28 protein-coding genes are annotated in these 24,747 nt (G+C 39.1%); 11 read left to right on the forward strand and 17 right to left on the reverse strand.

What is annotated here, in order from left to right:
* Nucleotides 1-260 precede the first annotated feature (260 nt).
* The 12 genes from CSB87_RS04505 to CSB87_RS04560 form a co-directional block, all read right to left on the reverse strand.
* The gene (locus CSB87_RS04505) at nucleotides 261-905 is read right to left on the reverse strand and encodes a tRNA-(ms[2]io[6]A)-hydroxylase (protein ID WP_002052437.1); all 645 of its coding nucleotides are present in this window, start codon (nucleotides 903-905) and stop codon (nucleotides 261-263) included.
* A 6-nt stretch (nucleotides 906-911) separates the two neighbouring features.
* A complete protein-coding gene (gene pdxJ / locus CSB87_RS04510; RefSeq protein ID WP_004707553.1) occupies nucleotides 912-1,637 on the reverse strand; it encodes a pyridoxine 5'-phosphate synthase in 726 nt (241 codons plus the stop codon).
* 13 nt (nucleotides 1,638-1,650) lie between these two features.
* On the reverse strand, nucleotides 1,651-2,364 hold the full coding sequence (recO, locus tag CSB87_RS04515; RefSeq protein ID WP_004707550.1) for a DNA repair protein RecO: 714 nt from the start codon (nucleotides 2,362-2,364) through the stop codon (nucleotides 1,651-1,653).
* Between the two features lie 9 nt (nucleotides 2,365-2,373).
* Nucleotides 2,374-2,574 (reverse strand): NF038104 family lipoprotein, encoded by a 201-nt coding sequence (locus tag CSB87_RS04520; RefSeq protein ID WP_004885836.1) that lies wholly within the window; start codon nucleotides 2,572-2,574, stop codon nucleotides 2,374-2,376.
* A gap of 18 nt (nucleotides 2,575-2,592) precedes the next feature.
* The gene (era, locus tag CSB87_RS04525; RefSeq protein ID WP_079376989.1) at nucleotides 2,593-3,615 is read right to left on the reverse strand and encodes a GTPase Era; all 1,023 of its coding nucleotides are present in this window, start codon (nucleotides 3,613-3,615) and stop codon (nucleotides 2,593-2,595) included.
* An 11-nt stretch (nucleotides 3,616-3,626) separates the two neighbouring features.
* Complete coding sequence (gene rnc / locus CSB87_RS04530; RefSeq protein WP_004707545.1) at nucleotides 3,627-4,319, reverse strand: ribonuclease III; 693 nt, start codon at nucleotides 4,317-4,319, stop codon at nucleotides 3,627-3,629.
* A complete protein-coding gene (locus CSB87_RS04535; RefSeq protein ID WP_001224037.1) occupies nucleotides 4,291-4,665 on the reverse strand; it encodes a DUF4845 domain-containing protein in 375 nt (124 codons plus the stop codon). The genes rnc and CSB87_RS04535 overlap by 29 nt, the downstream gene beginning before the upstream one ends.
* 23 nt (nucleotides 4,666-4,688) lie before the next feature.
* A complete protein-coding gene (lepB, locus tag CSB87_RS04540; protein ID WP_002052421.1) occupies nucleotides 4,689-5,516 on the reverse strand; it encodes a signal peptidase I in 828 nt (275 codons plus the stop codon).
* A gap of 70 nt (nucleotides 5,517-5,586) precedes the next feature.
* Nucleotides 5,587-7,404 carry a translation elongation factor 4 gene (gene lepA, locus CSB87_RS04545; RefSeq protein WP_002052578.1) on the reverse strand — a complete coding sequence of 606 codons (1,818 nt, stop codon included), beginning with the start codon at nucleotides 7,402-7,404 and terminating at the stop codon, nucleotides 5,587-5,589.
* 182 nt (nucleotides 7,405-7,586) lie between these two features.
* Nucleotides 7,587-8,135, reverse strand: a complete 549-nt coding sequence (locus CSB87_RS04550; RefSeq protein ID WP_004885833.1) for a GNAT family N-acetyltransferase — start codon at nucleotides 8,133-8,135, stop codon at nucleotides 7,587-7,589.
* 13 nt (nucleotides 8,136-8,148) lie between these two features.
* Nucleotides 8,149-8,604: an acyl-CoA thioesterase gene (locus CSB87_RS04555; protein WP_022575280.1), complete on the reverse strand. Its 456-nt coding sequence runs from the start codon at nucleotides 8,602-8,604 to the stop codon at nucleotides 8,149-8,151.
* 118 nt (nucleotides 8,605-8,722) lie between these two features.
* Nucleotides 8,723-10,099: a Do family serine endopeptidase gene (locus CSB87_RS04560; RefSeq protein WP_004707541.1), complete on the reverse strand. Its 1,377-nt coding sequence runs from the start codon at nucleotides 10,097-10,099 to the stop codon at nucleotides 8,723-8,725.
* 230 nt (nucleotides 10,100-10,329) lie between these two features.
* On the opposite strand from CSB87_RS04560, the gene nadB reads away from it, so the two are divergent.
* Complete coding sequence (gene nadB, locus CSB87_RS04565) at nucleotides 10,330-11,973, forward strand: L-aspartate oxidase (RefSeq protein ID WP_031953075.1); 1,644 nt, start codon at nucleotides 10,330-10,332, stop codon at nucleotides 11,971-11,973.
* A 50-nt stretch (nucleotides 11,974-12,023) separates the two neighbouring features.
* On the opposite strand, the gene CSB87_RS04570 is transcribed toward nadB, so the two are convergent.
* From CSB87_RS04570 to pabC, 4 genes are all read right to left on the reverse strand, one after another.
* Nucleotides 12,024-12,446, reverse strand: a complete 423-nt coding sequence (locus CSB87_RS04570) for a PaaI family thioesterase (RefSeq protein WP_031953076.1) — start codon at nucleotides 12,444-12,446, stop codon at nucleotides 12,024-12,026.
* A gap of 133 nt (nucleotides 12,447-12,579) precedes the next feature.
* The gene (gene tmk, locus CSB87_RS04575; protein WP_002052412.1) at nucleotides 12,580-13,179 is read right to left on the reverse strand and encodes a dTMP kinase; all 600 of its coding nucleotides are present in this window, start codon (nucleotides 13,177-13,179) and stop codon (nucleotides 12,580-12,582) included.
* A 9-nt stretch (nucleotides 13,180-13,188) separates the two neighbouring features.
* Nucleotides 13,189-14,259, reverse strand: coding sequence for an endolytic transglycosylase MltG (gene mltG / locus CSB87_RS04580; protein WP_002052517.1), 1,071 nt, complete (start codon nucleotides 14,257-14,259; stop codon nucleotides 13,189-13,191).
* Between the two features lies 1 nt (nucleotide 14,260).
* On the reverse strand, nucleotides 14,261-15,073 hold the full coding sequence (gene pabC, locus CSB87_RS04585; protein WP_031953078.1) for an aminodeoxychorismate lyase: 813 nt from the start codon (nucleotides 15,071-15,073) through the stop codon (nucleotides 14,261-14,263).
* A gap of 263 nt (nucleotides 15,074-15,336) precedes the next feature.
* On the opposite strand from pabC, the gene CSB87_RS04590 reads away from it, so the two are divergent.
* From CSB87_RS04590 to CSB87_RS04615, 6 genes are all read left to right on the forward strand, one after another.
* Nucleotides 15,337-16,344 carry a sulfate ABC transporter substrate-binding protein gene (locus CSB87_RS04590; protein ID WP_002052521.1) on the forward strand — a complete coding sequence of 336 codons (1,008 nt, stop codon included), beginning with the start codon at nucleotides 15,337-15,339 and terminating at the stop codon, nucleotides 16,342-16,344.
* 30 nt (nucleotides 16,345-16,374) lie between these two features.
* On the forward strand, nucleotides 16,375-16,983 hold the full coding sequence (locus CSB87_RS04595; protein ID WP_004885816.1) for an RBBP9/YdeN family alpha/beta hydrolase: 609 nt from the start codon (nucleotides 16,375-16,377) through the stop codon (nucleotides 16,981-16,983).
* An 80-nt stretch (nucleotides 16,984-17,063) separates the two neighbouring features.
* Entirely contained in the window at nucleotides 17,064-17,897 is an 834-nt protein-coding gene (gene cysT, locus CSB87_RS04600; protein WP_004707527.1) for a sulfate ABC transporter permease subunit CysT, read from the forward strand.
* Nucleotides 17,894-18,778: a sulfate ABC transporter permease subunit CysW gene (cysW, locus tag CSB87_RS04605; protein ID WP_004707525.1), complete on the forward strand. Its 885-nt coding sequence runs from the start codon at nucleotides 17,894-17,896 to the stop codon at nucleotides 18,776-18,778. The genes cysT and cysW overlap by 4 nt, the downstream gene beginning before the upstream one ends.
* Nucleotides 18,779-18,789: 11 nt before the next feature.
* Complete coding sequence (locus CSB87_RS04610; RefSeq protein WP_002052588.1) at nucleotides 18,790-19,851, forward strand: sulfate/molybdate ABC transporter ATP-binding protein; 1,062 nt, start codon at nucleotides 18,790-18,792, stop codon at nucleotides 19,849-19,851.
* A 71-nt stretch (nucleotides 19,852-19,922) separates the two neighbouring features.
* Nucleotides 19,923-20,846, forward strand: a complete 924-nt coding sequence (locus CSB87_RS04615; RefSeq protein ID WP_002052645.1) for a CysB family HTH-type transcriptional regulator — start codon at nucleotides 19,923-19,925, stop codon at nucleotides 20,844-20,846.
* Nucleotides 20,847-20,932: 86 nt separating this feature from the next.
* Here the strand turns inward: CSB87_RS04615 and carO are convergent, their stop codons facing one another.
* Nucleotides 20,933-21,673 (reverse strand): ornithine uptake porin CarO type 3, encoded by a 741-nt coding sequence (gene carO, locus CSB87_RS04620; protein ID WP_016805510.1) that lies wholly within the window; start codon nucleotides 21,671-21,673, stop codon nucleotides 20,933-20,935.
* A gap of 285 nt (nucleotides 21,674-21,958) precedes the next feature.
* Here carO and dapD point away from each other — a divergent pair, with 285 nt between their 5' ends.
* From dapD to CSB87_RS04640, 4 genes are all read left to right on the forward strand, one after another.
* The gene (gene dapD / locus CSB87_RS04625; RefSeq protein ID WP_002052807.1) at nucleotides 21,959-22,780 is read left to right on the forward strand and encodes a 2,3,4,5-tetrahydropyridine-2,6-dicarboxylate N-succinyltransferase; all 822 of its coding nucleotides are present in this window, start codon (nucleotides 21,959-21,961) and stop codon (nucleotides 22,778-22,780) included.
* Nucleotides 22,781-22,858: 78 nt separating this feature from the next.
* A complete protein-coding gene (gene queE, locus CSB87_RS04630) occupies nucleotides 22,859-23,569 on the forward strand; it encodes a 7-carboxy-7-deazaguanine synthase QueE (RefSeq protein ID WP_004885803.1) in 711 nt (236 codons plus the stop codon).
* Between the two features lie 40 nt (nucleotides 23,570-23,609).
* Nucleotides 23,610-24,281: a 7-cyano-7-deazaguanine synthase QueC gene (gene queC, locus CSB87_RS04635; RefSeq protein WP_001247780.1), complete on the forward strand. Its 672-nt coding sequence runs from the start codon at nucleotides 23,610-23,612 to the stop codon at nucleotides 24,279-24,281.
* A 13-nt stretch (nucleotides 24,282-24,294) separates the two neighbouring features.
* The gene (locus CSB87_RS04640; protein WP_002052853.1) at nucleotides 24,295-24,711 is read left to right on the forward strand and encodes a hypothetical protein; all 417 of its coding nucleotides are present in this window, start codon (nucleotides 24,295-24,297) and stop codon (nucleotides 24,709-24,711) included.
* Nucleotides 24,712-24,747 lie beyond the last annotated feature (36 nt).

Genomic DNA, 24,747 nt, shown 5'->3' on the forward strand with positions numbered 1-24,747 from the left:
AGAAATAATCAACTATTTCAGTTGAACTCATGATGAACATATCAGCCTTTATATTTACATAATATTTATTTTTAGCCTAAAAAAATAAAAGTTTTTTTAAAAATTTTATGAGAAATTAAAATCTATAAAAAATATATTTATTAAATAATTATATGCATTAAAGAACTAAAAGCAGAACATGTCTGCTGCCAAAGGATGAAGTTCACCTAATAAAAAAGTTTACCATGAAAGGTAAACTTTTTTATTTGAGGCATCCAAGACTATGCAGGAATACCACTATGAAAGCGGAAAGTATCGTCCGGAGTCAAAATCAGGTTCTTTTCAACCTCACGGATATGTTCAATACGCTGCTGAATATCCTCTTCAGGATCTTTCATTTTGGCAGTTTTTGCGACATCAAGCGCTAGTGCTAAATAGTCTTCAAAATGACGAGATTCCGACTTCAGCAGATAACGATAATAACGTCCAAGTTCGTCATCTACACGCGGGGCAAGTGCATAAAAACGCTCACACGAACGTGCTTCTACAAAGGCCCCAATAACTAGTACGTCAATTAAAGCTTCTGGCTCATAGGTACGTATTTCTTTTCGTAAGCCACCTGCATATCGTCCTGCGCTTAAACCTTTCCACTCTTGGCCACGTTTCGTCATAAACTCGAGAACTTGTTCATAGTGAAGCATTTCTTCACGTACAAGTTGAGCAAGTTTGACTTGTAGATCTGTAAAAAAACTATAGCGGAACATCAAGTTCATTGCCGTACCGGCTGCTTTTTTCTCACAATTGGCATGATCTTGCATCAAGATGTCTAAATTATTAACGGCCTCATCTAACCATTCATTTGGAGTTTGACACCCCAAAAATGCCAACACAGGCTGCATTAATTCATCGTAATTGATACTCGACATTACTACTTATCCTGCTGCCTGAATCGCTTTTTTCATATCTTTAACAGCCTGTGCCAGACCTACAAAAACACTATCTGCAATAATTGAATGACCAATATTTAATTCATGGATTTGTGGAATTGCTGCAATTGGTGCAATATTTTTTAGGTTAAGGCCATGTCCTGCATTTACAACCAAACCTTTTGAAGCGGCATATTCAACACCTTTTACAATACGAGCCAGCTCTTCTTGTTGTTCTTGTTCTGTTGCTGCATCAGCATATGCACCTGTATGTAATTCAATCGTAGGTGCGCCACATGCAACTGCCGCATCAATTTGAGCAAAATCCGCATCAATAAATAATGATACGTCACATCCCAAAGCAGCTAAAGTCTGGGTTGCAGCCTTAACTTTTTCAAAGTTAGTTACTACATCTAAACCACCTTCAGTTGTTACTTCCTGACGTTTTTCAGGAACGAAACACACGTGCTGTGGTTTAATTTCTTTGGCAAACTCAACCATTTCATCAGTAACGGCCAACTCTAGATTCATACGTGTTTTTAACAATGGGCGCATGCGACGCACATCATCATCTTGAATATGGCGGCGGTCTTCACGAAGATGCAAAGTAATCCCCTCTGCACCAGCTTGTTCACAAATAAGAGCAGCTTCTACAGGGTCTGGGTAAGTAGTACCGCGCGCCTGTCTTAGAGTAGCAACATGGTCTATGTTTACACCAAGCAATGCAGCCATAAATAAATCCTAATTACGATTGAGTTTGAGTATTTTGAATCCACAATTGTCGACTTTTTAGGGGACGATCACCTAAAAGCGATGTAATCATTTGACGGTATAGTTTACCTAATAATTGCAATTGTTCGTGAGAAAAATCCTGCCCTTGCTCATAATCCAACATAGATAAAATTGCTTTTCCCGACAAAGATGAGCGGCCTGCCTGGACAACGGGAGCAAAGCCTTCAGTCACTTGAAATTGATAAAACTGATTTGGCAAAATTTCTTTTTGTGAGCTATCAACTGAAAAATCAATTGCATAGCCCAACTCTGGAAGTAAGATATGTTCGAACTGCCTTAAGATCTGTCTGAGAAAAAGATCGGGATTTTCGTGAGAAGATAATTGTTGTAACTGAAGCAAAGTTAATTGATATTGTTCAAAAGTTTGTGGCATTGGTTCTTCTAGAGGACAAAGTCTTAGAACAATTTCATTTAAGTAAAAGCCAGCAAAAAAAGCATCACCAAAAAAGAAAACTGGCTGATTTAATATTTCCAGCTTCGTAAAATTTTTGAGTTCACTTTTACCTGTAGCTTGCAACCGAATTGGTTGATATTGGGGAGGCGGAGTCTGTCTTAAAATGCCATCGACCCGCCCGTATTCCTGAGTGAAGAGATGCACAATATGGCTTTTTTCACGATATTTACGATGGTGAATCATATATCCATGTAGGACTTCATTGCGCATCATAAAAAGAAACTATTCCTTAGATTCTTTTTCTTTTTTATCGTCATCATCACCATCAGGAATTACAGCTCCTACAACAGCAGCTGTACCCTTCACCACACCTTTAGTTGTTTTATAAGCAATACCTACTGGTACGGTTACAAGCTTATATACACAACCTTGTAACATCAATGTACACCCAATAATAGCCAATATTGATGTAATTGTTTTCATACCAGTATTCCCTGCTTGTTAGATATCACTATATCCTAAACTTTTCAAAGCACGTTCATCATCAGACCAACCGCCTTTAACCTTAACCCATAAGGTAAGCATGATCTTTTGTTCGAACATTTTTTCCATGTCTTTGCGAGCATCCATACCAATCGTTTTAAGCTTGGCACCTTTTTCACCAATCACAATCGCTTTTTGGCCAGGACGATCGACAAAAATTGTTGCATCAATATAGGTACAAGCTGGTTTTAATCGACCATTTTTCTCATTAACAGTTGCCTCTTCTGTTTTAAAAGATTCAATCTGTACTGTTAAATCATATGGTAACTCTTCACCCAACTGACGCATAATTTTTTCACGGATGATTTCACTTGCTAAAAAGCGTTCTGAACGGTCCGTAATTTGATCAAATGAATACAGTGGCGGCTGATAAGGAAGATATTTTTCAATCGTTTCACTTAAATGTTCCAAGTTTGCTCCACGAAGAGCAGAAACAGGAACAATCTCAGCAAAATTCATAAGCTTGGTACGTTCTTGAATTAAAGGAAGAATCTCTCTTTTATCTTCAAAAGTATCAGCTTTATTAATGACCAAAATAACTGGCATTTCAGCGTTCTTGAGTTTCTCAAGCACTAAATCGTCATTTTGAGTCCACTTATACGCATCGATAACAAATAAAACCAAGTTAACATCACGTAATGCAGAATGAGCAGCGCGGTTCATCATTTTATTGATCGCTCGTACTTCTTTCTTATGCATTCCCGGTGTATCTACATAAACCGCTTGCATCTTCTCACGTGAATCAATACCAATAATTTTATGGCGAGTCGTTTGAGGTTTACGTGAAGTAATTGAGAGTTTTTGACCCAATAAATGGTTCATGAGGGTAGATTTACCCACATTTGGACGTCCTACAATCGCCACAAATCCGCTCTTAAAATCCGAAGGAATTGTAACGCCTTTGGAACTAAAAAATTGATCAATCAGATTGTTTGGATCTTGGTTTTCATTTGAATCTGGATTGATTTGATCAGAATGCATCGACATGCAGGTTATTGCTCCAATAACTTTAAAATTTCCGCCGCTGCTGCCTGCTCGGCAAAACGACGACTTGACCCCTCACCATAAATCTTTGGTAAACCATCTACCAAACATTCGACTTTAAAGTGTTGATGAGGTGCATCACCCTGAATATCTACAACCTCGTAAACAGGGAGAGGTTTTTTACGTGCTTGTAGATACTCTTGTAAACGTGATTTTGGATCTTTGAGTTGATCTGTTGGCTCAATATGATCTAAATAAGGTACATACCATTTTAACACAATATCTTTGAGTAGGTTCAGATCACTACTATCAAGATAAATTGCACCAATAATCGCCTCTACCGTATCCGCTAATATTGACTCACGATGATGACCACCAGATTTCAACTCGCCTGTGCTTAATATTAAACACCGACTAAGTTGCAAATCGGTTGCAATTTTACCTAATGCTTCTTGGCGAACTAAAGTCGCACGCATACGTGTTAAACGCCCCTCATTTTCATGTGGATAGGCATGGTATAAATAATTGGCAATGATCATCCCCAACAACGAATCGCCTAAAAACTCCAGACGTTCATAGTTATACTTATGACTCACCGAACGATGAGTCAAAGCTAACTGTAGCAATTCGGGCTGCTTAAATTGATAACCGATTCGACTGAGTAAGCGAGGATCACTTAGTTTGAACTGATGTTTTGTCAAAACTCTTCTCAAATGTTAAAACTAAATCAATATTTAGTAAGAAAGGTTTTCTTACTTCATATTTCTTTTTGACGATTAGACCAGACTCGTTAAACACTTCAGCAATTTCCTTAAAATGGAGATCACGAATATTGTTCATTTCCAGCCGTTGGTCCATCTGTGTCATAAATTTTTGGGGTGTGATATCAGCTGAGCTTTGTTGCATGAGCTCTGTAATCTGATTATTAATCACACGATCATCCCAATATGCTGGCCAAACTGCAAGTACGGCTTTCGCCGCAATTGCAAATATAACCACCCCAAATAAAATTGCTAAATACGAAGTACCCTGTTGTGCCTTACGCATTTTTGTTTTCCTAATAGTTGTTTTTAATCTATTTTTCCATTTCGGTTAAAGCTTGGCAGGTGGAAACCAGGTTCTTTGTGCATCCAGACATAGAAAGCTCGGCCTGTTAAATTTTCTTCAGGAACGAACCCCCAGAAACGACTGTCAGCACTTTGATCACGGTTGTCCCCCATTGCAAAGTAATGTCCTTTCGGAACAGTTACTTCCCAATATAAACCGTCTTGGTTTGAATATTTGCCATTATCAACATAGTTGATAAATGGTGCCTGACGCGCAACGTTTACACCTTCGAGTTCACGCATCGTAAAGGTATGATCACCAATTGTTTCTTTATGATAAATAGACGTTGGTGTATCTAAAGCATCTTTTTCACGACTAAATTGTGTTGGTACTTTAGGAATTTTCTGACCATTAATAATCAATTGTCCATGATCGTAAACAATATGGTCACCTGGTAAACCAATTACACGCTTAATATAACTAATCGTCGGTTGAGGTGGGTAACGGAATACGATGACATCACCACGTTTCGGTTCACCTACATCAATGACTTTTTTATTTACGATAGGTAAACGCACACCATAGTCGAATTTATTAACTAAGATAAAATCGCCAGTCTCTAAAGTTGGAACCATAGAGTCTGATGGAATATTAAATGGCTCATAAAGAAATGAGCGAAGTACAAGCACAACAGCTAAAACTGGCCAAAAGTCATAGGCCCATGTAATAACAAAATTTTCGTTCTCTCGCCCTTTATTTGCACGCTGTTTAAAAACAAGCTTATCTAGCAACCACACTGCAAATAAAATCAGCGTAACTGGAACAAGAATTAAATTAAAATCAAAATCCACATGACCTCACTCGCAGCCTAGCTGCTTGCTTTATGGCTGGGAGAATATAAGTTCATCCCAGCCCTTTCTTTTATCTTTCTACTTTCAAAACAGCTAAGAACGCTTCTTGTGGAATTTCTACACTACCCACTTGTTTCATACGTTTCTTACCTTCTTTTTGTTTAGAAAGTAATTTCTTCTTACGAGACACGTCACCGCCATAACATTTTGCTAGAACGTTTTTACGCATCGCCTTAACAGTCGAACGAGCAATAATTTGAGCACCAATAGCAGCCTGAATTGCAACATCAAACATTTGACGTGGAATCAAATCTTTCATTTTTTCAACTAAAGCAATACCACGATGGCGAGCATCATTACGGTGACAAATCATAGCCAAGGCATCAACCTTTTCACTATTAATTAATACATCAACCTTAACTAAAGATGAACTTTCGAAACGTACGAAGTTATAGTCTAGCGATGCAAAACCACGTGAACATGATTTGAGCTTGTCAAAGAAATCCATCACGACTTCAGCCATTGGAATTTCAAAAGTAATCGAAACTTGATTACCTAAAAATTTCATGTCTTTTTGTACACCACGACGCTCAATACATAAGGTCATGACATTACCTAAGTACTCTTGTGGCACAAGAATATGACATTCAGCAATTGGCTCACGTAAATCTTCAACAACTGAACCATCAGGCATTTTAGACGGACTGTCGATATAGATCGTATCGCCTTTTTTGGTAACGGCTTCATAGACTACTGTTGGTGCAGAGCTAATCAAATCGAGGTCATACTCACGCTCTAAACGCTCTTGTACGATTTCCATATGCAACATGCCTAAGAAACCACAGCGGAAACCGAAACCAAGTGCATCAGAACTTTCAGGTTCAAAGAACAAGGCAGAATCGTTAATTTGTAATTTCTGTAATGCTTCGCGGAATGGTTCAAAATCACTTGAATCGATTGGGAAAAGACCCGCATAAACCTGTGGTTTAACCTTTTTAAAACCAGGTAAAGTTGCAACATCTGGTGTAGACGCAAGCGTAATAGTATCACCTACTGGTGCACCAAAAATGTCTTTAATACCAGCAATAACAAATCCTACTTCGCCAGCTTCAAGAATATCGGTTTCAGTATGTTTAGGGTTAAATACACCTACAGAAGTTACCGGATGAGTTTGTCCTGTCGACTTAACCAACATTTTATCGCCCTTACGGATACGACCTTCTTTAATGCGGACAAGAGAGACTACACCTAAGTAGTTATCAAACCATGAATCGATGATTAACGCTTGAAGTGGAGCTTCACGATCACCTTCTGGCGCTGGAATAACATCGACTAAACGTTCTAATACACCTTCAACGCCCAAACCTGTTTTTGCTGAACAAGTTGGCGCATCCGTCGCTTCAATCCCGATAATTTCTTCAATTTCATGAATTACACGTTCAGGTTCAGCCTGCGGTAAATCAATCTTATTTAAAATAGGAAGAACTTCGAGGCCTTGTTCAATCGCGGTATAACAGTTTGCAACTGATTGAGCTTCTACGCCTTGCGCCGCATCTACGACCAATAACGCGCCTTCACACGCTGCTAATGAACGCGATACTTCATACGAGAAGTCAACGTGCCCCGGGGTATCAATAAAGTTAAGCTGATATTCTTGCCCATTTGGATGGGTGTAATACAATGTCACAGACGCTGCTTTAATGGTAATCCCACGTTCGCGCTCAAGCTCCATTGAGTCCAAGACCTGAGCTTGCATCTCACGATCTTGTAAGCCACCGCACATCTGAATAAAACGGTCAGCCAAAGTAGACTTACCATGATCGATATGAGCGATAATCGAGAAATTTCGGATATTTTTGATATCAACTGATTTTTTAGCTTGCGCCATGGGCTACCTTGAGAAAATATAAAGTGCTATGTAGCTTGTTTTAATACATAGCCAAAGCGGTTTAACAAATTGCGAGAGATTATAGCAGATTGCAGAAATGAAAAAGATATAAATTATTTCTTTTAAAAAAGCTTTTAAACTTCTTTATGTAACCAAGTAATGTTCTTTAAAGAAAACTTAAATTAGTACAACTTCAGCTCAAATTTGAGTAAGTTGTCAGATACCGTATTGTTAGTGTGATTAACTGTTTTACCAATTAATTCAAATCCAAGTTTATTTACAACTTGCTGAGATTTAATGTTCCGTTCAAATATTTCAGCCCAAATATATTTTATTTTGTTCCCAAATAAACGTTCTTGCTTCAAATACTGAATTATCCCTGTAAGCGCTTCTTGCATATAGCCAATACCCCATGCCTTCGGGTGAAGCTCATAACCAATCACTACAGCGAAATCATTATCAACTTGCTTGATGCTATTTACACCACATGTTCCCAACATAGTTCTATTTTGTTTAAGACGGATAGCATGCCTAAAACCTATACGTGTCTTCCATTTTAGATGCATTTTTTCAATCAAAACTTCCGCTTCTTCTAAGGAAACAAAAGCTTTCAAATCATAGAATTCAAGTACTGTTGAATTTGAAAATAATTCAAAAACAGATGTTTTATCACCTTCCTCCAATTCACTTAAAATTAGTCTAGGAGTTTCAATCGAAAATAAATGTTCCAAATTTTGATCTCTCTTAATCGCTTCTATACGAAATAGTAAAATCTAAAGGATTTATACTTGAGTCAAGTGGCTTATAGGCTTGTGTAAAAGTCGGTGACATACGTTTTGGTCGGCCAGATTCAATTTCAATACATGCCCACTTGGTATTCCCAACAAATAAGACAGCCTGATCAGAAGGGCGAAAAAAAACATACTGACGAAATGAATAAAGTGCATTGATATCATCGAGCCATGTCCGTAGTACGATTTCTTCGCCTTCAAACGCAGCTTTACGGTATTGTACATGATGCTCAACAGCAACCATTGCATGTTTAAGCTCAAGATATTTGGTTACGCCTACTCCTAATGTTTCAACATGAGCAGCTGCAACATCTTGCATCCATTGGACATACATTACATTGTTAACATGGCCCAAAGCATCAATATGCTGTGGCTGAACCTGAATATGTAAATCGAAAATACTGCTCACAAAACACCCACTTTAATTATTAAATCTAAAGCTACATTCAAATTAGCTAGATCACATTATGCCGAATCCAAATAATAAAAAACCACCCATTTTCAGGGTGGCTCATTTTTATGTCATATTACTGGATGCGCAAACCAAGCATTGCTCGTTGGCCTTGACGAATAATCCCAACCCGAGCAACCGTATTTTTTTGTAAGCTAGAAACAACTTTAGCAAAATCTTGGCTATTCAAAATTTGAGTATTATTAACCTGAACAATTACATCACCAGGAATGATATTTGACAATGATGCTAGCCCACCACGGCGAACATCTTGAACATAAATACCACCTTTCACGCTTAACGCATTTTTCTCTGGTTCAGCCAAATCACGAATACTCATGCCTAATACTGGACCTTTAGAAGTAGAAGCCTGAGTACCTGTAGCAGGTGTTTCATCTGGTGCAGTTGCCAGAGTTGCCGAAATATTACGAGTTTTATCATCGCGTAATACTTCAAACTGAACTGTTTGGTTTGGCTGTACTTTGTTTAAGGCATAGAGCAAATCACTTGTACGAAGTACAGAAGCACCATTAAGTTTTAAAATCACATCGCCAGCTCTAAGTCCTGCTTTTTGAGCAGGTGAATTTGGCGTAACTTGTGTGATAAGAGCACCTTCTGGTTTAGGCAGTTTGTAAGCATCGGCAAGGTTACGGTCAATATCTTGCATCATAACGCCTAGGTATGAACGAGTAACTTTGCCTTTTGTTTTAAGCTGTTCAGCTACATCCATCGCTACATCGATTGGAATAGAGAAAGACAAGCCCATATAACCGCCAGTACCACTAAAGATACGTGAGTTCACCCCGACAACTTCACCATTTTGGTTAAACAATGGACCGCCTGAGTTACCAGGGTTTAAAGCTACATCTGTTTGAATAAATGGTACAGAGGTTTCACCACTCATGTTACGTGATTTAGCGCTGACAATACCTGCTGAAGCTGAGTAGTCAAAACCAAATGGCGAACCAATCGCTAAAACTGGCTCCCCCACTCGTAAACGGTCAACATTTCCTACTTTTAAAGCAGGATAATTATTTCCATTCACTTTTAATAAGGCAACATCGGTACGTTCATCACTACCAACAACAGTTGCATCAATCTCACGACGGTCATTTAAAGTAATACTAATGCGGGAAGCATTTTCAATCACATGATGGTTCGTAAGTAAGTAACCATCTTTACTAATAAAGAATGCACTACCGTATGCGGTTTTTTCTTGAGGACCTTGTTGCTGTGGAATGATAACCTGATTACCAAAGAAACGTTTTAAAATTTCAGGAACTTGCTGCTGTAACAGTTCATCCTGCGTCATTTTTTTTACAACGTTTACACTCACCACAGCCGGACTAACTTGTTCAACGAGGTTTGAAAAATCAACAGCAGCGTTTGCTTGAACAGCAGCAACTGTAAATACCGCTGCATACATTCCTTGTTGTAAATAGCGAGATTTCATTCGGTGCTCACCCACAATTGGTCTACGAGAATAAGAATAAAACTGTTGTATCACAACGCTTTGGAATTGTGCGTAACAATATGTTTATTTGTAAGGCATCCTCATCACGTTTATTTTACACATTGCAGTTTTTTAAGCTAATTGCAATTTTTCTGTGACTTAGAGCGCTTAAGCTCTTGCCTTTTTAGGTAAAAAGGGGTGTCATTAGCGGACGTTTTAAATTGATGCGAATGGACATGCCTAATCAACAGACAATTCACCACTTTGACGTGATTATTGTGGGCAGTGGCGGTGCTGGTTTAAGCTTAGCTTTATCGTTACCAAGTCATTTTAATATTGCAGTTTTAGCCAAAGCTGCTTTAACTGAAGCAAGTACCTTCTATGCACAAGGTGGTGTTGCTGCAGTTCTTGATGAAACTGACTCTATTCAACAACATATTAATGACACTATGATTGCAGGTGCTCATTTATGTGAAATAGATGCAGTACAGCATACTGTAGAAGGTGGTCGTCCTTCTGTTGATTTTCTTTTAAAGCAAGGCGTGCAGTTCACCTTAGATGAAGATGAACAGCTTCATTTAACTCGTGAGGGCGGTCACTCACAGCGCCGTATTATCCATTCTGCTGATGCAACAGGCAAAGCTATTTCAACTACATTGGTTGAACGAGCGAAAGAACGCAAGAATATTACAATTTTTGAAAATTACATTGCGATTGATTTAATTACGTCGCATAAGTTGGGTCATATAGATCAAGCGAATCGTGCTATTGGTTTATATGCATTAGATGAAAAAACAGAAAAAGTTCATACTTTCCTTGCTCCATTTACCGCACTTGCTTGCGGTGGTGCGATGAAAGCTTATCTTTATACATCTAATCCAGATATTGCTACAGGTGATGGTATTGCTATGGCTTACCGCGCAGGTTGCCGTGTAGCCAATATGGAATTTAACCAGTTTCATCCAACCTGCCTATATCATCCGCAAGCACGTTCTTTCTTAATTACTGAAGCGATGCGTGGTGAAGGTGCTTATTTACGCCTGCCAGACGGCGAACGTTTTATGCTACGTTTCGATGATCGTGCAGAGTTGGCTCCTCGCGATATTGTGGCACGTACCATTGACCACGAAATCAAGCGTCTCGGTATTCGTCATGTCTGGTTAGACATTACCCACAAATCACCTGAGTTTATTAAAGAGCATTTCCCTACACTCTATGCAAGATTGCTTGAGCTAGGTATCGACATCACTAAAGACATGATCCCGGTGGTGCCGGCTGCACATTATACATGTGGTGGTGTTGTAGTTGATTCCAACAGCCAGACCGATATTGAAGGTCTATATGCAATTGGTGAAACCTCTTATACAGGCTTACATGGTGCAAACCGTATGGCAAGTAACTCGTTACTTGAGTGCTTTGTTTACGGTATGAGTGCAGCAAAAGACATCGAAAATAAATTTGATGAAAACTTCAAATTACCAGAAGTACCAACTTGGGATGATTCACAAGTAACCAACCCAGATGAAGATGTGGTTATTTTACAAAACTGGGATGAGTTACGTTCAACCATGTGGAACTATGTTGGTATTGTCAGAACCACAAAACGTTTAGAACGTGCTTTACACCGTATAGAAATGTTAAAGCGTGAAATCACTGAGTATTATCAAGACTACCGTGTCAGCAAAAACCTGATTGAACTGCGTAACCTTGTTTTAGTATCTGAAATGATTGTGCGCTGTGCTATGCAACGTAAAGAATCGCGTGGCCTACATTACACTCTAGATTATCCGGAAACTTCGAGTGAGATTCGTAAAACAGTTCTAACGCCTCCAAACTTTGCAGTAGAGCAGCCCTTGGTTAATACCGACACTTAGGCTATTTTTCTACAAAAAAGCACAGCTCTGGCTGTGCTTTTTATTTAGTTTTATATTTGTGATCTGGGTGGAATTGAATAAGTCGCGGTCACATGCGCTACTGGTTCTTCTAGCCCAACTGAATAAATCCAGACCTCACCCACGACTAAGCTTTTTCCTACTTTCATAAGCTTACATTCACTACGTAAGTCTTTATCACCTGCGGGTTTTCTTAGAAAATTAATATTAAAATTCGTCGTTACCGCCAAACCCACAATTCCAATTTCACCGAGTATTGCAATATACAAAGCAAAATCTGCCAAAGTCATCATGGTTGGACCAGATATGGTACCACCTGGGCGTTGATGTCTTTGATCTACATGATAATAAACGACAGCAGCTCTAGGCGTAACTGATTCAATCGTGCAATGTTCAAGACTTGGGGGAAATTCCTTTTCAAGAAACGCTATGATTTCTTCTTTTGAACTTTTCATCCTTATTTTTCTTCAATTTTAGAACAGTATTCAAAATAGCATAAAATACTGTTCAATATGTTCTATGATCTTTTTAAGCAGATTTGTCGTCATTTTTAACCACTCCCACAGAACTGAGAGTGGCTTTTATTATTTATCCTAAGTATTGCAAGGCTTGCTCAAATACCTGTTCAGGACTTTGCGTAGCATCTAAACGTTTAATACGTTCTGGTTCAGATTTCCATAAAGTCTCATAACCTTCGCGAACTTTAGTAAAGAAGCTTAACTTTTCTTGCTCGAAACGGTCTAAAGCTCCACGTTCACGCGCACGATTCATACCGAGTTCAATCGGTGCATCTAACCAGAAAGTCACCTCTGGCATACGTGAAACAAAATTCTGATTTAAAAGCTGTAATTTATCTTGGCTTAAACCACGACCAGAACATTGGTAAGCAAAGCTGGCATCTGTGAAACGATCACTTAAAACAATTTTGTTAGAGGCTAAAGCCGGCAAAATCACTTGTTGTAAGTGTTGAGCACGTGCCGCATAAATTAAGAGTAGCTCAGTATCATGACTCATATTTTCATCATGATTTACCGCTAAAAGCATCGAACGTATTTGTTCTGCGAGCGGTGTACCACCTGGCTCGCGAGTTAAAACAACTTGTTTACCTTGCTCTTCAAAATGCTGATGAATTTTTCGAATGAGTGTAGTTTTACCTACCCCTTCCGTGCCTTCAAAGCTAATAAACATCTCTTTTCCTTATTTCTTCGATCTCAACACGGATAAGTACTCTTGCACCGCTTGATTATGAGCCTGTAAATCTGCTGTAAATTTATGACCACCATTACCAGTTGCCACAAAATAAATATTATTTGAGTCATCTGGATGTAGTGCTGCTTCAATTGCTTTTTGACTAGGCAAAGCAATTGGTGTTGGCGGTAGGCCGTTAATTGTATAGGTATTATATGCGGTTGGTGTACGTAAGTCTTCGCGACTGATCTTACCCTTATAGTTATCACCCATTCCATAAATCACGGTTGGGTCAGTTTGTAAACGCATACCAATTTTCAAACGGCGTACAAATACACCAGATACTTGCTCAAGCTCACTATCTATACTTGTTTCTTTTTCAACAATTGAAGCCATAATTAAAGCTTCATACTTATCTTTATAGGGTAAGTTTGGTGCGCGATTTGCCCAAGCAGTATCTAAAGCTTTCATTTGATGATGATATAAATCGGTGAGGATTTTTTTGTCAGTCTCACCCTTTGCGAAGAAATAAGTGTTAGGCGCAAATAAACCTTCGGGATGATGATAAGGAATACCTAAAGCCTTCATAAGCTGATCATCTGGTAAATCGAGTATTGTATTTTTTACATTTTTATCATTTTTGAGTGCAGTAATAAGCTGTTTAAAAGTCGTACCTTCAATCACCAAAATACGGTTCATCTGAGCATTATCAGCATTAGACAACATCTCCAATACTTGTCTTACGCTCATTCCCTGTTCGATTTCATACACACCAGCTTTCATGCTGTCATGAATCATAAACTTTTGATAAAGCTTAAGTACAATTGGGAAATGGATTTTATTTTCTTTGGCTAAACGATCAATAAAACCAGAATAGGTCTCACCTGATGTGATCGATAGCATCTGCTTTTTCCCTTCAACAGGATAAGCTTTAAATAAACTTGACCACAAAATAGCAAAAATAGAAATTAAAACGATAAAAAAGCCAATCAGCACCAACTTTTTAGGAAAATGAGATGCTGTTTTCTTGCCCTTTTTTTTAGCATTTTTTGCTTTCGCGTTCACAGGTGGCTTCGGCATATTAATGAATCTGATTCAAGTTAAGATTATGAAATAAATTTAGGCACGCCTGTGAATCTAGAGTTTGTTCACCGATTTGAGTAACCACTCGCATTGGATGTAAAGCATTACAAAAGAATAGACTCTGTATTTGTGGCACTTCATCTAATTCAATTATTCTGACTTCGCAGGCAATTCCATGGTGCTGCATACGTGCCAAAATTTCTGCACGCATCACACCGTGGACGCCATTATAGCGAAGTTCCGGTGTAATCCATCTATCATTTAAACGAATAAAACAATTACTGCTTACCCCTTCAACAATATAACCTTGTACATCAGATACTAATGCTTCTGACCATCCTTGTTGATCTGCTTCTTTTTTTAGCAGTACCTGTTCCAGACGGTTTAAAGATTTAAGTCCAACTAGACTCGGCATGGTTAAACCTAAGGCCTGATTTAAAACCCCGCACTGTATAAAGTCGGGTTGGAATTGCTGCAGTGCTTTTGGATAAAACCAGACATAAATATCTGCTTCATGCTTTGGCAAACTATAACCACGGTCACCTTCACCGCGGCTAATCACAATTTTTAAAGTACCGTTGAGTACAAGGTTTTGTTGGTATAAATGCTGCAAACTTTGTTCAATTAATTCAAAATTTGCAATTAAAGCTAGTTTTTGACAAGCAAGTTTTAGACGTTCCCAGTGACGAGCTTTAAGCTCTATCTCATTCTGAAAAACACGAATTGTGCTAAAGCAACCATCTCCATAATGAAATGCTCGGTCTAGTAACGGAATGGTTTCAACAGGTTGTCCATTTTTAAAACACCACATGTTTAATCCGTCCTTTATTTAAAAACCACTCAACAATACAACACCATTCATTTAATTAATAAACGACTGATTTTTAAAAATTATACCGATTTAGTTTGTACTTTTGAAACTTGTTATATATCAAGATTTAAGAATAGTTTATCCATTTTTATTATTTCTATTTTTTTCATATTAAATTCGTTTTTTATTATTTTTTTAGAATAAAGAGTAGCGCTATTCTGCGTTCATGTTTTGAACATTTCGTATTTTTGAGGGGTTATCTCATGCGTTTTTCTCAATTAAAAGTTGGGGTTATTGCTGCGCTTCTTTCTGTTTCATCATTTGCAGCGCAAGAGTTTTTAAACGTTTCTTACGATCCTACTCGTGAGTTATATACAGACTTTAATAAACAGTTTGGTACTTACTGGAAGCAGCGTACTGGTCAAGATATTCAGTTTAAGCAATCACACGGCGGTTCTGGTAAACAGGCTCGTGCAGTAATTGATGGCTTAAATGCTGACGTTGTGACATTAGCACTTGCAGCTGATATTGACGAAATTGCTGAAAAAGCAAAATTACTTCCAACTGATTGGCAAAAGAAGTTGCCACAAAACTCTACACCATACACATCAACAATCGTGTTTTTGGTACGTAAGGGTAACCCTAAACAAATTAAAGACTGGGGTGACTTAATCAAACCAGGTGTAGAAATTATTACACCAAACCCGAAAACTTCTGGCGGTGCTCGTTGGAACTATCTTGCAGCTTGGGCTTGGGCAAAACATCAACCAGGTGGTAACGATGCTAAAGCACAAGAATATGTCCGCCAAATTTATAAGCACACTAAAGTTTTAGACTCAGGTGCACGTGGTGCAACAACAACTTTTGCTGAACGTGGCATTGGTGACGTATTGCTTGCTTGGGAAAACGAAGCTCATTTAGCTGTTCGCGAACAGCCAGGCAAGTTTGAAATTATTACCCCATCTCTATCTATTTTAGCTGAACCACCAGTTGCTGTTGTTGAGAAAAACGCTGCCAAAAAAGGCAATCTCACCATCGCGAAAGGTTACCTCAACTACCTGTACTCACCTGCTGGCCAAGAAATTGCAGCACGTAATTTCTACCGTCCGCGTAATGCAGCTGTACTCAAAAAATACAGCAATGTATTTAAACCATTGAAACTCGTGACAATTGATAAAGAGTTTGGCGGTTGGACAAAAGTACAAAAACAACACTTTGATAATGGTGGTGTTTTCGATCAAATCGTGAAAATCAATAGTGCAGAGAAGTAATTCTTTGTACTAACGATAAGGAGAACAGACATGACTCACTCTGTAATTGTCCCAGGTGTAGGTGGAAGTGAACATCAACATTGGCAATCTTGGTTGCAGCGTCAACTCGTGTCTAGTTCTCGTGTTGAGCAAAAAAACTGGGATAGACCCGTATTAAGTGAATGGATTGAGCAATTTGTTAAAACAGTTCAAGCAGTACAAGCACCCGTACAAATCGTTGCGCATAGTTTCGGTTGCTTAACCAGTGTTGCTGCTTTGGCTGAGCATCCTGATTTACAACTTCAAGTTAAAAAATTAATTTTGGTTGCTCCTGCAAATCCAGCACGTTTTGGTGAAGCAGGTTTTGCCCGCCATAGCCTGACTGACTACAAAGATTATTTTCATCAGTTAAAAATTAATGTGCCTACAACACTGCTGATTAGTGAAAATGATCCTTGGCTAGATTTTTTCGATGCTTTACAACTTGCTAAAGCTTGGCAATTAGACCCGATTAATCTTGGACAAGTTGGGCATATTAATGTTGCTTCTGGTTTTGGCCCATTTCCTGACTTACTGAACTATCTACTTCCTGAAGATTCGATGTGTAGCCACTCATCTATTGATCCGGTAAAGACACATTTCTCTTTGAAATTTGCTTAATACCCCGCTTTATACCGCGCCGTTTATCTTTATTTATTCGCTTACTGGTTTCAGCAGGCTTTTCTCTTTGAGGAAATATCATGTCGCAGCGATCCCGAGTGCTGCCTGGGTTTGGTCTATCATTGGGCTTCACCCTCGCCTACGTTTCTTTTATTGTGCTTATTCCATTAGCCGCAGTCTTTATCAAATCATTTGGAATCGGATGGGACGGACTATGGGAAATTTTAACCTCTGAACGTATTTTAAAATCGCTTCAACTCAGCTTTAGTTCAGCTTTAATTGCGGCGTTTATTAATGTTGTTTTCGGACTACTTTTAGCTTGGTGCCTTGTCCGTTATAACTTTCCCGGAAAACGTCTAGTTGATGCTTTAGTAGACTTACCTTTTGCACTACCAACGGCAGTCGCAGGTATTGCACTTACTTCGCTTTATGCACCAACTGGCTGGATTGGTCAATATTTAGAACCACTTGGTATTCATGTTGCTTATACCCCTATCGGGATTACGCTAGCTTTAGTATTTATTGGTATTCCTTTTATTGTTCGAACTGTTCAACCGGTATTAAGCGATATCGAAACCGAGCTTGAGGAAGCGGCTTCTGCACTTGGGGCAAATCGCTGGCAGACCATTACTAAAATTATTTTGCCCATATTACTCCCTGCTCTATTTACAGGCTTTGCTTTAGCATTTGCTCGCGGTGTAGGTGAATATGGTTCTGTAATTTTCATTGCAGGAAACCAGCCGTTTAAAACAGAAATTGCCCCGCTCATGATCATTTCTCGCCTTGAAGAATATGACTATGCAGGTGCAACGACTATTGCTGCAGTGATGTTAGTTCTCTCTTTCATTATTTTATTTGTCATTAACTTACTTCAAGCATGGGCAAACCGTCGTACAGGGAGAAATATCACATGAACCTACATACCGACAGCAATGCTCTTGCTTTGAAATTGCAATCCCGTGATGCAACTCGTGAACCAACTTGGGTACGTTATACGCTCATTACAATTGCGCTGATCTTTTTCCTTAGCTGCCTCATGCTGCCACTTATTCTGGTTTTTGTTGAAGCATTTAAACAAGGCCTTGAAGTCTATGTTCAAGCTTTAATTGATCCAGATACCCTGTCAGCAGTGAAATTAACATTACTCACCGCAGCAATTGCCGTTCCGATTAATGTGATTTTTGGTGTTGCGGCAGCATGGGCTGTTTCTAAATTCCAGTTTAAAGGCAAAGCAGTTTTAACCACCATTATTGATATGCCCTTTTCAGTTTCACCTGTTATTGCAGGTTTAATGATTGTACTGATTTTTGGTGCTCAAGGTTGGTTAGGCGGCTGGTTAATGGATCATGACATTAAGATTTTATATGCCGTACCTGCAATTGTTTTAGCGACCATCTTTATCACAGTTCCATTTGTTGCACGTGAGTTAATTCCTCTTATGGAAGCGCAAGGAACAGAGGAAGAAGAAGCAGCTATTGTACTCGGTGCATCAGGTTGGCAAACCTTTTGGAAAGTCACTCTGCCTAACATTAAGTGGGGTCTGATTTACGGTGTGATTTTGTGTAATGCCCGCGCAATGGGTGAGTTTGGCGCAGTATCGGTAGTTTCGGGACACATCCGTGGTGAAACCAATACTCTGCCACTGCATGTTGAAATTTTATATAACGAGTACACCTTCAGCGCAGCCTTTGCCGTGTCCTCATTGCTTGCTTTCTTAGCCTTATTAACACTGGTATTGAAAACTTGGTTAGAACTACATCAAGACAAACCAGAACCGCATTCAACTGATTCGTAAGGAATGAAATCATGAGTATTCAAGTTAAGAATATTGAAAAACACTTTGGTGCATTCCATGCGCTTAAAAATATTTCCCTAGACTTTCCAGAGGGCGAGCTGGTTGCGCTACTCGGACCATCTGGTTGCGGTAAAACCACACTACTTCGTATTATTGCCGGCTTAGAATCGGCCGATGGCGGTCAAGTATTACTTGAAGGCGAAGATGCAACTAATGTCCATGTTCGCGAACGTCAAGTTGGCTTTGTATTTCAGCACTATGCTTTATTCCGCCATATGACTGTATTTGACAATATTGCTTTTGGCTTACGTGTTCGCCCTCGTGCCACACGTCCTTCGGAAGCTGAGATTAAAAAACGTGTTACTCGCTTGCTTGACCTAGTTCAACTGGGCTTTTTAGCAGACCGCTACCCTGCTCAGCTTTCTGGTGGTCAACGTCAACGTATTGCCTTAGCGCGAGCACTCGCTGTAGAGCCTCGTGTGCTATTGCTTGATGAACCATTTGGCGCACTTGATGCCAAAGTCCGTAAAGAACTACGCCGCTGGTTAAGGAACTTGCATGATGAGCTGCATATCACTTCAATTTTCGTAACCCATGATCAAGAAGAAGCACTTGAGGTAGCTGATCAAATTATTGTGATGAATAAAGGTAACGTCGAACAAATTGGTTCGCCGCGTGAAGTTTACGAAAAACCTGCAACACCATTCGTATTTGATTTCTTAGGTCAAGCAAACCGTTTTGAAGGCGAACATGCTGGCGGTATTATCCGTATTGGCAATGATCGTATCGAATTACCGACTACAGTTCAGGCACCGCAAGGAAAAGTGATTGCTTTTGCCCGTCCGGATGAGTTACATATTCATTCGCAACCACAGGCAAATACAATTGAAGCAACTTTTGTACGTGAAGTCTGGATTGCTGGAAAAGTAGTGGCGGAATTACAAGATCGTAATGGACGTTTAATTGAGATTGCTTTGAGCAGTGAAGCTGCAAAACAACATGCATTTAAACCGAATCAAACTGTTTGGGTGAGTGCATCTCAACTTCACCTATTTGCAGATCAAGTTGCTTAAGGAATTATTTGGTGAGGAGCCATCTCGCGGAATTTAAAGCCGTTCCTCACCTCTTTCGAGGAAAAGTGTAAATGAACTTTCAACAATTAAGAATTATCCGAGAAACAGTACGCCAAAACTTTAATTTAACGGAAGCATCTGCCGCGTTATATACCTCTCAATCAGGTGTAAGTAAACATATTAAAGATTTAGAAGATGAGTTAGGTGTACAACTTTTCGTTCGTAAAGGTAAACGTTTACTTGGTTTAACTGAACCAGGCCAATCGCTACTTAGCATTGTGGAACGTATGCTTGTAGATGCAGAAAATATTAAACGTCTTGCAGATGACTTTAATAAAGTGGACGAAGGTACTTTAACAATTGCGACAACGCATACTCAAGCACGTTATGTGCTACCACCGATTGTCAATCAATTTAAAAAGCTGTTCCCTAAAGTCCATTTGATTTTGCAACAAGCCAGTCCTGTCGAAATTGCAGAAATGCTTTTACAAGGCGAAGCCGATATTGGTATTGCGACAGAGTCTTTAACCACTGAAGAAAACTTAGCAAGTATTCCATACTATCAGTGGCAGCACAGTATTATTACTCCGCAAGATCATCCACTTGCAAAGCTCGATAAAATCGATCTTGATGCTTTATCTGAATATCCATTGATTACTTATCACGGTGGTTTTACAGGTCGCTCTAAAATTGATAAAGCATTTGAAGATGCTCAAATTGATGCAGATATCGTAATGTCTGCGCTTGATGCCGATGTTATTAAAACTTATGTTGAACTTGGTATGGGCGTCGGAATTGTCAACGATGTTGCCTATGATGCGGAACGTGACTATCGTTTAAAGCAAATTAAAACTGATATCTTTGGTGTTAATACTACATGGATTGCTGTTCGCAAAGGTCACTTATTACGCGGTTACGGTTATGAGTTTATTTCTTTATGCTCACCTGATGCTGACATTAAAGCGTTGAAGAAAATTGCTTATCCAGATGAATAAGAACTGCAAAAAATAAAAGAGCTTTTTAGCTCTTTTATTTTTATCTATAAAAAAACGAGCCGAGGCTCGTTTTTTATAGGATATTATTACCAGAAGAAGTTCACACCAACTTTACCAACTGGTAACCATTTGTATTTGTCATCGTTAGCAATCTTACGAGCTTCAGCATTCACAGCTTCTTCAAGAGACTGACTGCCACCTGTAATTGCTGAACCAGATGAAACTAGTTTTACAGTTGGGTTACCAGTGTAGTAAGCGCCTACCTCACCGAATACACCCCAGTTTTTATTAATTTTAGGCGCGAAACCAAAACCTAAGTAAGGAGCAATATCATTTTTATATGACATTTTACCGTTAATTTTCACACCATCAGCACCCGCAATAAAGTCTTGGTTATTTACGCGGAATGAACGTGTAGCGTCAACATTACGATTTAGGTCATAGTCATTATCAAGATATGCTGCACCCGCTGCTACGTATACACCTTGAGCCCAACGGTTAGTACTTGCACCCCATGGATGAATTTCAGCATTTAAATAAACGTTGTTATTATCCATATCTAGGTCATATGTTGAACCGTTGACTTTTACATCATCAGACCAAGAAATATCACCACCGTTATAACCCAATGCTAAACCTACATATGGATTTGCTTGCCATAATAAAGCGCCACCGTAACCTGTAGTACCTACCTCAGCACGAGCACCTACTGGAATTAATTGGTTTTTATCGAATGCATAACTGTCATGAACAACAGCTTCATCTGCCATTGCAGCACCAGCAGCAAGTAAAGCTGTAGTTGTCACTAAAACACGTAATACTTTCATCGTTTTCTCCTCAAGAAAAGGCTCTGTTTTTAATTTATTCAGCTTGTGACAAAAATTATATTCAAGAGCATAGATTCTTTTTTATACAAAAACTGCTAGATTTCTGTTATTTTTTGATACAAATTGAGTTAAATTTTTATTTTCAAATCATTTTTGTGTAAAAAACACTTGATTATCTAATAAGCTTTTCCACTTTAACTCTCGCTTTAAACGTAACACGTTTTTTCAAAGATTCTTGTCACAAATTAGTGTAAAATCTTTAAAATTTTTTATGGAAGGAAGATCATGTCTCAGCTTTCTACGATCATTGAGCAAGCATTTGAAGACCGCGCAAACTTTACTGCAGCAGATTGCTCAAGCGAAATTCGCCAAGCTGTTGAAGAAGCAATTGCTGGATTAGATAACGGTACACTTCGTGTTGCAGAGAAAATCAATGGTGAATGGGTTGTTCATCAATGGTTAAAAAAAGCTGTTTTATTATCATTTAAACTAAATGACAATAAACCAATCGAGTCATGTGATCTTCGTTTCTACGACAAAGTTGAAACTAAATTCTCTGGTTGGACTGAAGAGCAATTTAAAGCTGCCGGTGTTCGTGTTGTTCCTCCTGCTGTTGCTCGTCGTGGTAGCTTCCAAGCTAAAAATGTGGTGTTAATGCCATCTTATGTCAACATTGGTGCTTATGTAGATGAAGGTACAATGGTTGATACATGGGCAACTGTAGGTTCATGTGCTCAAATCGGTAAAAACGTTCACTTGTCTGGTGGTGTAGGTATTGGTGGTGTTTTAGAGCCATTACAAGCTAACCCAACCATTATTGAAGACAATTGCTTTATCGGTGCGCGTTCTGAAATCGTTGAAGGCGTTATTGTTGAAGAAGGTTCAGTCATTTCAATGGGCGTTTTCATTGGTCAATCAACCAAAATTTATGACCGTGAAACTGGCGAAATCCATTATGGCCGCGTTCCTGCTGGTTCAGTTGTTGTACCAGGTAACATCCCGTCTGCTGATGGTAAATACAGCTTATACGCTGCAATTATCGTGAAAAAAGTTGATGCGCAAACACGTGCAAAAACAAGTTTGAACGATTTGTTACGCGCTGACTAATTTCAGTTTGATCAAGCATCTCTACGGTCAACACTGATCGTAGAGATTTTATTTTTTATATAGTGTGGTATTTCTAGAATGGCTTCCTTACGTTCCTCTGCAATTCCTGTCTCTGACCCTGCGTCTGGTTTACGCATTACCGAGATTTTTTACTCGTTGCAGGGTGAAGCAAATGCCTCTGGTCTACCGACTGTATTTATTCGTCTCACAGGTTGCCCTTTACGTTGTAGTTATTGTGATACCACCTATTCTTTTGAAGGAGGTGAACGTTTATCACTAGAGCACATTATTGAAACGGCTGAAAAATATCAAACGCCTTATATTTGTGTGACTGGTGGCGAACCTCTAGCACAGCCAAATTGCTTAATTTTATTACAACGTTTATGCGATGCCGGTTTTGACGTTTCTTTGGAAACCAGTGGCGCGCTCGATGTGTCAAAAGTAGACCCACGTGTTTCTAAAGTTCTCGATTTAAAAACTCCAACTTCTGGTGAAGAACATCGTAATCTCATCAGCAATCTTGACTACCTAACTTCACATGACCAAATCAAATTTGTGATTTGTAATCGTGAAGACTATGAGTGGTCAAAACAACAAGTTGAACAATATCAACTGCAGAACAAAGTCAGTACCGTTTGGTTCTCCCCTGCCTTTGCAGTTGAAAAAGGTGCTGTTGGCCTACCACGTTTAGCACGTGATCTGGCACAGTGGATACTGGACGATAAACTGCCTGTTCGTTTCCAGCTACAGTTACATAAACTGCTCTGGAACGATGAATCAGGTCGTTAATCATTCAATAAAACAAATCATTCCGAATATGGAGAAAAATATGCGCCCTCGTGCCATTGTTTTACTTTCAGGCGGCTTAGACTCAACCACTTGCCTAGCTTGGGCACAAGCGCGCTATGAATGTATCGCTATTAGTTTTATGTATGGTCAACGCTCAACCACTGAACTTGATGCAGCAAAAGCATTAGCGCAGCGCGCAGGCGTTGAACATCGTGTTATTAATATCGATTTAGCCAATTTAGGTGGATCTGCACTTACAGACCATAACATTGCTGTACCAGAACAATTACAAGAAGGCATTCCTGTAACTTATGTACCAGCACGTAACACAATTTTCCTCTCTTATGCCTTAGCAGCAGCAGAAGTTTTCAATGCTGAGGCGATTGTTATTGGTATCAATGCTGTTGATTATTCAGGATATCCTGATTGTCGCCCAGAATTTATTGATGCTTTTGCCAATATGGCTCGTTTAGCAACTAAAGCTGGCGTTGAAGGAAAACCACTTAAATTTGAAACACCCCTGTTACATTTATCCAAAGCGAATATTATACGTTTAGGGATTGAACATGGCGTAGACTATAGTCAAACGGTATCTTGCTATCAAGCAGATGCTCAAGGACGTGCGTGTGGCAAGTGTGACAGTTGCCGTTTGCGTAAAGAAGGCTTTATCGATGCTGGTGTTACCGATCCAACACGCTATATACCGCAATAAGTAGGTAAAATTTATGAAGTTGTTAAAATCAAATCTTATTCTTTCATCTTTATTCTCAGCAGCTGCACTTATGGCTGGTTCAGTTCATGCAGCTGATAACCCAGTTCAAGCAGCATATAAAAGCACTAACGTTAAAGGTGCATTAATCAACGTTTGTAAAGACCAAACTGCAAAAGGCGGGAAATTAAGCTCAGCTGAAGTTAGCAAATTCTGTAGCTGCCAAGTGGAAGCACAAGGTAAAGTGACTGAAGCACAAAAATGGGAAATCCAAAGCGCAATCAATGCGAAGAAAAGCCCAAGCTCTTTAGCTTTTGTACAACAACAAAACCGTGATCTTAAAGCATGTTTCGGTCCTCAGTTAACAACTAAGCTTGAAAAATTAACTGAAGAAGCAATGAAAGCAGCTCAACAACAAGCTCCTAAAAAATAAGCTTTTGTTGCTCCAAATTAAGCCTGCATTTATGCA

Source organism: Acinetobacter sp. AR_0276, from assembly GCF_003000705.1.
Classification (GTDB): Bacteria; Pseudomonadota; Gammaproteobacteria; order Pseudomonadales; family Moraxellaceae; genus Acinetobacter; species Acinetobacter nosocomialis.